8 protein-coding genes are annotated in these 7,446 nt (G+C 41.9%); all 8 read right to left on the bottom strand.

Translation table 11 applies throughout. The annotated features are described in order from the left end of the window. Nucleotides 1–932: C1 family peptidase (locus tag QZZ35_RS07815; protein WP_291236891.1), on the bottom strand; the 932-nt coding region annotated here is incomplete at its 3' end. A 118-nt stretch (nucleotides 933–1,050) separates the two neighbouring features. Next, complete coding sequence (locus QZZ35_RS07810; RefSeq protein WP_291236890.1) at nucleotides 1,051–1,476, bottom strand: ribonuclease Z; 426 nt, start codon at nucleotides 1,474–1,476, stop codon at nucleotides 1,051–1,053. 198 nt (nucleotides 1,477–1,674) lie between these two features. Next, nucleotides 1,675–2,559, bottom strand: coding sequence for a ribokinase (locus QZZ35_RS07805; RefSeq protein WP_291236889.1), 885 nt, complete (start codon nucleotides 2,557–2,559; stop codon nucleotides 1,675–1,677). A 15-nt stretch (nucleotides 2,560–2,574) separates the two neighbouring features. After that, complete coding sequence (gene rbsD, locus QZZ35_RS07800) at nucleotides 2,575–2,970, bottom strand: D-ribose pyranase (protein WP_291236888.1); 396 nt, start codon at nucleotides 2,968–2,970, stop codon at nucleotides 2,575–2,577. Between the two features lie 14 nt (nucleotides 2,971–2,984). Beyond that, nucleotides 2,985–4,034, bottom strand: a complete 1,050-nt coding sequence (locus QZZ35_RS07795; RefSeq protein ID WP_291236887.1) for an ABC transporter permease — start codon at nucleotides 4,032–4,034, stop codon at nucleotides 2,985–2,987. Nucleotides 4,035–4,057: 23 nt separating this feature from the next. Next, nucleotides 4,058–5,593 (bottom strand): sugar ABC transporter ATP-binding protein, encoded by a 1,536-nt coding sequence (locus QZZ35_RS07790; RefSeq protein WP_330635624.1) that lies wholly within the window; start codon nucleotides 5,591–5,593, stop codon nucleotides 4,058–4,060. A 16-nt stretch (nucleotides 5,594–5,609) separates the two neighbouring features. Next, complete coding sequence (locus QZZ35_RS07785; RefSeq protein ID WP_291236886.1) at nucleotides 5,610–6,245, bottom strand: DUF2291 domain-containing protein; 636 nt, start codon at nucleotides 6,243–6,245, stop codon at nucleotides 5,610–5,612. Between the two features lie 130 nt (nucleotides 6,246–6,375). Next, the gene (locus tag QZZ35_RS07780) at nucleotides 6,376–7,413 is read right to left on the bottom strand and encodes a D-ribose ABC transporter substrate-binding protein (protein WP_291236885.1); all 1,038 of its coding nucleotides are present in this window, start codon (nucleotides 7,411–7,413) and stop codon (nucleotides 6,376–6,378) included. Between the last annotated feature and the right edge of the window lie 33 nt (nucleotides 7,414–7,446).

The raw sequence follows: 7,446 nt of genomic DNA, 5'->3' as shown, positions 1-7,446 counted from the left end.
GGGGCTTCTGTCTCTGGTGTCTCCGTCTCTGGTTTTGTCTCTTCCGTCTCAGGCTCGGACGGTCTGGATGTATCCGCAGAAAAAGCAATAGAAACTGCTCTTCCTGCCATCAGTTCCGATTTAATAGCCTCTGTTCCGGCAGCATTATATTCGTAATAGTTATTTCCGTTGGCATCCGTCTTCCAGACAGCAGGTGACGGAAGAACCGAACTTTCTTCCAGCTCTATCGTCTGATTGAACCTTTTACTCTCATCCACCGACCAGTCATCATCTTTTGAATAGCAGAAAGGATTACCGTTAGGATCATACAGAATCGTGCCGTTAGCTCCCTTATAAGGCACGAGAGACTCACCGACAGGACCGATTCCTGAAGAAATAACAGATGTGGCTGTATAAAGCATTCCGCCATTATTCAACGGTTCATTACCTATAACCGTCACACCTTCACCTGCCTGAGAAGGATAATTCTTCTCATCTGCCGGCAATGGATTCAACGCAAACCAGGCAAGATGAAGTTCCGAAAGGTCGATCTGATCCGGTGAAAGATTCAATTCATAGGCAATACTTGTCTCAGATGCAGCTATTGTTGCAAATCCCCAACATGTTCCCCATGGATTCTGGAATTTTACCGGTGTCACATAACTCTTTCCATTCACATTACGAAGATCATAAGTGGAAGGGTAGGTCTGACTTTTCTTTTTCGTATTCTTTGTTGTACCTTCCAAATAATTATAAGCAGTAGAAATGTTTGAAACATAAGATCCGTTCTTTTTAAGGCTCTGCTCTACTTTCTTTTCATTGTTGATCAGCTGATTCTCCAGTTCGATCGCATACACAGGTGCTGTCGCCAGAGATGATGCACAGACCGCAGCAAGTCCCACTGCGGCAAAGCGTTTCAGCTTCAAAGTGAATCCTGAATTTCTTTTTTTCATATTTTCCCTCCGAAGTCTTTTATTTTTCTAATGATATCTTTATTATGATGTTGGGTTCAAAAGCATTTGACCCTAATATCATTATTATACTATATTTAACAATAAAAACAATCCTGTTTTATACTTTATTGTTAACTTTATCTCTTACAAAACAGGATCTGGTAATCTTTTCATGAGAATACCCGGCAAATTCATCAGTTTCCTCCAATATCCATCCATCCAGATCTATCGGAAAATACTTGTCTGCAGGATAATTCCGGTTCCACTGATATAAAATAATTTTTTCAACGGATTCCTCCCGGATCACATCCGGATCCTCAGCAAAAAAATAATGTCCTTCCAAAAGATCATTCCAATCCTCATTCAAAATATGCACATTCTCTGAATTATAATCCTTAAATAATCCAGCAGAATAAGACTCCATGTACACTCCCTGATCACCGCACCTATCCATAATATCCCGGATCACTGCCCTGTCTCTGCTGACTCTTCGGTGATTAAACATCATTCCCATACGGTCATCCACACATGCGATTAAATACACCAGACATCACCACCCTTTTTAATATTTTGATACTTTGATTCTATCACAGCTGTACGCTCTCAACAAGTATCCATAAAAGGAACTAAGTGTGCTTCGCACACTATCGCGTTTAAAAATCAACCACATGCGAAGCACACTTTCCTATACAATTAAAAACCGGACAAAATCCTTATGGACTTTGCCCGGTCTGTTTTACCTTTATAACACTTTTAAAACTTCTTCCATATAAGGAATCGAAGGTGTGGCCCCTGGTCTTGAAACCGCAATACTTGCCGCCAGGGCACTCATCCGCAATGTTTCTTTAATCGGTGTGCCGTTTATAATACCTGCGATAAAATAGCCTGTAAATGTATCTCCTGCAGCCGTTGTATCAACTGTCTCAACTTTAAAAATTTCCTGATGATGACGTTCGTTTTTATCCGCATAAATTGAACCGTCGCCACCCAAAGTCAATACAATTCGTGCATCCGGATACTTTTCGAGAACCTTTTCAATAATCTTATCCGGATCCGTCTCACCGCCGGAAATTAATCCGCCTTCAATCTCATTCATGAAAAAGCAGGATACCTTGCTCATATCACATGCGTCAAGATACGCATCATACGGAGATGGGTTTAAAAAGATCTGCATGCCTCTTTCATATGCTTTATCAATAATATAAGGCATCTCGCTCACTTCGTTCTGAAGTAGGATAATATCGCCGGCTTCAAAATTCTCCAGCACGGAATCTACAAATTCTTTTGTGATCGCACGATTGCTGCCGCCGTGAAGAAGGATACAGTTCTGCCCGTTTTTATCCACCTGGATGATCGTATGACCGCTTCTGCCCTCGATCTTCTTTATAAAATCCGTATGCATACCGTAAGCCTTCGCCGCTTCAACAAATGCCATCCCATCCTCGCCGATCAGGCCGGCATGATAGACAGGAACACCGGCTTTCACCAGCGCAACTGACTGATTGAAGCCCTTTCCGCCAAGGAATATTTCCATTCCCGAGCTGGACTGGGTTTCTCCCGGCATGACCATATGATCTACCTGATATACATAATCTACATTTAATGAGCCAAAATTTAATACTTTCATTGGATTCATCCTTTTTTAAAATACAACGCCTGCGCGCAGAATAATGTTTGGATACGGAGAGAATTCACCTGTACGGATCGCAAATCTGCAGTTTGCAGACATTGCTTTTAACTCTGTATGCGGAATTCTGTCGCAGCTGACTCCCGGAAGTTTTTCCTCAATATATGCCAATAATTCCGGATTCTTTTCTGCGATCTCCTCTGCGATCGTATAATGCTCAACCTGAGCCTCATCAAGCACCGCATCCAATGTCTGTGCAAATGTAGGAACACCGGCACAAAGTGCCAGATCCACGATCGGAACACCTTTAGGAATCGGCATACCTGCATCGCCGATCATAAATGTATCCATATGACCCAGGGCTGCAATAAGGCCGGAAAGCTGTGCATTTAAAATACCTCTTTTTTTCATAGCAGCGATGCCTCCTATTTGCTCTCGTTTCTTGCTTTAAGAGCCATCTTAGCTTCCATATTTCTCTGGAACTGGTCAATGACAACGGCTACAATAATAACGAGACCTTTAATAACCATCTGCCAGAATTCGGATACACCGCACATAACCATACCGTCATTGATAACACCGATAACGAAAGCACCGACGATTGTTCCGCCGATCGTACCGATACCGCCGGCCATAGATGTTCCGCCGAGAACGGCTGCTGCGATCGCATTCATTTCCCAGGATTCACCTGTTGCCGGATGAGCTGCTGCAAGCTGTGAGCATGCGATAATACCTACAACTGCTGCACAGATGCCGGAAATCATGTAAACAAGAATTTTAACTTTGTCAACTTTGACACCGGATAATTTTGCTGCTTTTTCATTACCACCGATAGAAAATACATGCCATCCGAAAACAGTCTTTTTAAGGATAAAAGCAAAAATAACCGCCATAATTGCCAGAATAATCAAACCTACCGGGATACCGAATAATGTAGAACCGAAGAATGTCCATCCCTGATTTCCAAGACCTTCATAACCTTTAAGGTCCGAATATGTAGCACCGTTTGAGTGTAAGTTTGCAAAGCCACGGCAAATATACATTGTACCTAATGTTGCGATGAACGGTGCAACGTTAAATTTCGTTATGATAATACCGTTTATGACACCGATCAGTGCACCGACAATGATGGTGATAATTACGACCAGCGGAACACTGAAATAAATCGTTACGCCGGCAAATTGAAGTGTAAGACCTTTCTGAAGCAGACCGCCGGCAACCATACCCGCAAGACCAACGACTGCACCAACAGAAAGGTCGATACCGCCGGTAATAATGACATAAGTCATACCGATCGCGATGATACCATACAAAGCAACGTGTTTACCGATCAGAAGCAACGTATTTACACTAAGGAAGTTATTAGCTGTAATACTGAAGAAAATTAATAATACAATTAATACAATGAATGTTCTCCCCTTTAAGAGAGTCATCATCAACGCATTATTGTTGGATTCTTTTTTGTTTGAACTCATACCTTTTATCTCCTTTTCCCCTCTTAATATGTGTGATGACCTTTATAAGATGCAAGGACTAAAGATTCCTCCTTGATTTCATCTCCGACAAACTCATCTGTTTTGATACCATTGGATAATACAACAACACGGTCCGCAATCGCGATAATTTCCTTTAACTCGGAGGAAATAACGATAATGGAAAGACCCTGCTCTGCATATTGATTAATGATATCGAAAACTTCCGTCTTGGCACCGATATCGATACCACGACTTGGCTCATCCATAAGAAGAATCGATGGGTCGGTCAAAATACCCTTACCGATAACAATCTTCTGCTGGTTACCACCGGACAATGAAAGAATTGGAAGTCGTTTATCTGCAACTTTAATGTGGATATCTTTGATCTCTTTCTCGACCATCTGATCTTCCTTCGAAAAATCAACGATACCGCCCTTTGCATAGCGATGCAGTGCGGAAAGTGAACAATTTCGTCCGATATCCATCGTCTGTACAAGTCCCTCACGCTGTCTGTCCTCCGGAACAAGAGCAAAACCTTTTTCAATCTGCTTTGAGATGGATTGAATATTCATCTTCTCGCCTTTGAAAATAATATCACCTGTATGCTCCGGACGAAGTCCCATAATACACTCAAACACTTCTGTACGACCTGCACCCATCAGACCATAAATGCCTAAAATTTCGCCTTTTTTCAAGTCAAAGCTGACATTATTCAAAAGATATCCGCCACCGCTCTTAGGAAGGGTAAGATTTTTAACTTCAAGCACTTTTTCCTGTTTATCCCAGTCAATACCGCGCTCTCGCTTTGGATATGCCTTATTATCCCCTGTCATCTGCTGTACGATCCATGGGACATCAATATCTTTAACATCTGCATCCGCCACATATTTACCGTCACGGAGGATCGTCACATGATCACCGATCTGCATGATCTCTTCCAGACGGTGGGAAATATATACAATGGAAATTCCCTGTGCTGTAAGTTCTCTCATAATCTTAAAAAGAACATCTACCTCATTCTGGGAAAGAGAAGATGTCGGCTCGTCCATGATAAGAACCCTTAAATCATCATCCACAAGATTTCTTGCGATTTCAATCATCTGCTGCTGACCGACACGAAGGTCACCGACCAGTGTATCTACCGGAATATTATGTTCCAGTTTCTTAAGAACTTCTTCTGCTTTCTTGCGATGATAATCATTATCAAGTCCAAGACCTTTTCTTTTTTCTTTTGCCATGAAAATATTCTGATATACCGGAAGATTCGGGAATAAATTTAATTCCTGATGAATAATACCGATGCCGTGTGCTCTCGCATCCGATGTATTCCTGAAATAAACTTCTTTATTGTCCATGTATAGTGTGCCTTCACTTGGCTGCTCAATACCGGCGATCATCTTCATCAGAGTGGATTTTCCCGCTCCGTTCTCACCAATAAGTACATTAACTTTTCCGGTTAATAAGTCAAAATTAACATTATCCAGGGCTTTTGTACCAGGATAAATCTTGCTTATCCCCTCAGCATGCAGGCATACGCCTTCTCTGCACATATCTGCCATATTCGGTTCCCCCTGACTATTTTACATCTAATACTACGGTCGTGATCAACAATTCATCATTGCCGTCCACTGTAAATGTTCCAACAAATTCGATTGTTTTCCCGGAAAGACTTGCAGGATTTGCCGGCTGAATAATATTTGTGTCGATCGCTGTATGCAATTCCTGAGAAATTGCTGCCCACTCCTGCTGATTTGTGTAATTACCAAAGTTAACGATATCCAATGTATCACGTGTAGAAGAGCCTTTGTAAACACTTCCGATCTGGATCTTGATCACTTCCGGACCATCGTAGCCGTCCAGTTTTACTGTCATATAACCGGCTTTCTTTTCCTGATTGACTTCTTCAACAACGCCTGTGCCTTTTACCGCATAACTGATGGAGCCGGAAGTACCCATAGAATATTTTCCGTACTTATCAACTAATGACGCCAGGTCACCATTGGCTTCCTCAAGAAAATCCGGAAGTTCCACTGCTTTTTCCTGAATATTAACAACAGCTTCTTCCCATAAACCTGCTGCTGCATCTGCTGCATTAAAAGCAGCTTTTCCGGTATACTTTCCTTCTTCACCGATCTTAATTACTTTAACACAGCCTGTACATCCTAAGACTACCGCACAAGCAAGCATCAGAGCTATAATCTTTCTTTTCATGTTATCCCCCCATGTTTTTATTTATAGACTAAAAAGCCTTTTTATCGAAATAATAAACTATTTTTTTAAGGATCTTTGATTAAGAATAGGACCTTTTCAGGTCCTATTCTGTTTTTTCAAAACTTAAACATTACTTTTCTGTGTAAACGAATGTCTTTAAGTTTGCAACGTTATCTGCTGTGATAGCAAGACAGTCAACAAGCTGTTTTTCATCAAGACCTGTTGTACCGTTCTTGAGGTAAGCGTCAGCCTGTTCAACAGCCATTTCAGCGATTAAAGCGCACTGCTGTAATGCTGTACCTGTCATCTCACCTGCTGCGATGTAAGCTGCTGCTTCATCAGAACCGTCAACACCGATGATCTTGATATCGGATCTGCCAGCTGCTTTACAAGCTTCTACAGCACCAACAGCCATTGTATCGTTACCGCAGATGATACCTGTGATTTCAGGATTGGACTGAAGGATAGCTTCTGTTTTGTTGTAGCCTTCTGTCTGATCCCAGTTAGCTGTCTGCTGAGCAACCATTTCAAGTGTGTCGTACTGATCGATTACTTCATGGAATGCGGAAGAACGAACACCAGCGTTTGTATCGGATTCTTTTCCTAATAACTCAGCATATTTTCCTTCTTCACCCATAGCTTCAACCCATGCTTCAGCAATAGCTTTTGCACCCTGATAGTTGTTTGCTACGATCTGAGAAATTGCAACACCGTCAGCGTTGATTTCACGGTCGATAAGGAATGTTGGGATACCTGCATCTCTTGCTCTCTGAACGGCTTCAACTGTAGCGTCAGCACCTGCGTTGTCACAGATAATAGCTGCTGCTTTATCAGCGATAGCTGCGTCGAATAATTCAGACTGTTTTGTAGCGTCATCATCATGAGATACCACAACTGTTTCATAACCTAATTCTTTAGCTTTAGCTGCTGCTGTGTCAGCTTCTGTCTTAAAGAAAGGATTTGAATGAGATGGTGTGATGATGTAAATAATGTTTGATCCCCCACCAGGAAGTGCCTCTGCAGCAGCTTCTGTTTCAGCTGTTGTCTCTGCTGCTGTCTCTGCTTTTGTTTCCGCTTTTGTTTCTGTTTTTGAGCCGCCGCCACAGCCAACGAGAGCTGTCATAGCCATAGCTGCTACAAGAACTAAGCTTAACATTTTCTTTTTCATATTTTTTCTCCTCCTTGAAAAAAATAGTTATAT

The organism is Frisingicoccus sp., from assembly GCA_016298055.1.
GTDB lineage: Bacteria > Bacillota > Clostridia > Lachnospirales > Lachnospiraceae > Frisingicoccus.
The sequence above is the reverse complement of the archived record's forward strand: the minus strand, read 5'-3'. Positions and strand labels throughout refer to the sequence as shown.

Excerpts from the sequence above, each read along its gene's own strand:
- QZZ35_RS07805 (WP_291236889.1), bottom strand. The coding sequence starts at position 2,559 with ATGAAAGTATTAAATTTTGGCTCATTAAATGTAGATTATGTATATCAG.
- rbsD (WP_291236888.1), bottom strand. The coding sequence starts at position 2,970 with ATGAAAAAAAGAGGTATTTTAAATGCACAGCTTTCCGGCCTTATTGCA.
- QZZ35_RS07795 (WP_291236887.1), bottom strand. The coding sequence starts at position 4,034 with ATGAGTTCAAACAAAAAAGAATCCAACAATAATGCGTTGATGATGACT.
- QZZ35_RS07790 (WP_330635624.1), bottom strand. The coding sequence starts at position 5,593 with ATGGCAGATATGTGCAGAGAAGGCGTATGCCTGCATGCTGAGGGGATA.
- QZZ35_RS07785 (WP_291236886.1), bottom strand. The coding sequence starts at position 6,245 with ATGAAAAGAAAGATTATAGCTCTGATGCTTGCTTGTGCGGTAGTCTTA.
- QZZ35_RS07780 (WP_291236885.1), bottom strand. The coding sequence starts at position 7,413 with ATGAAAAAGAAAATGTTAAGCTTAGTTCTTGTAGCAGCTATGGCTATG.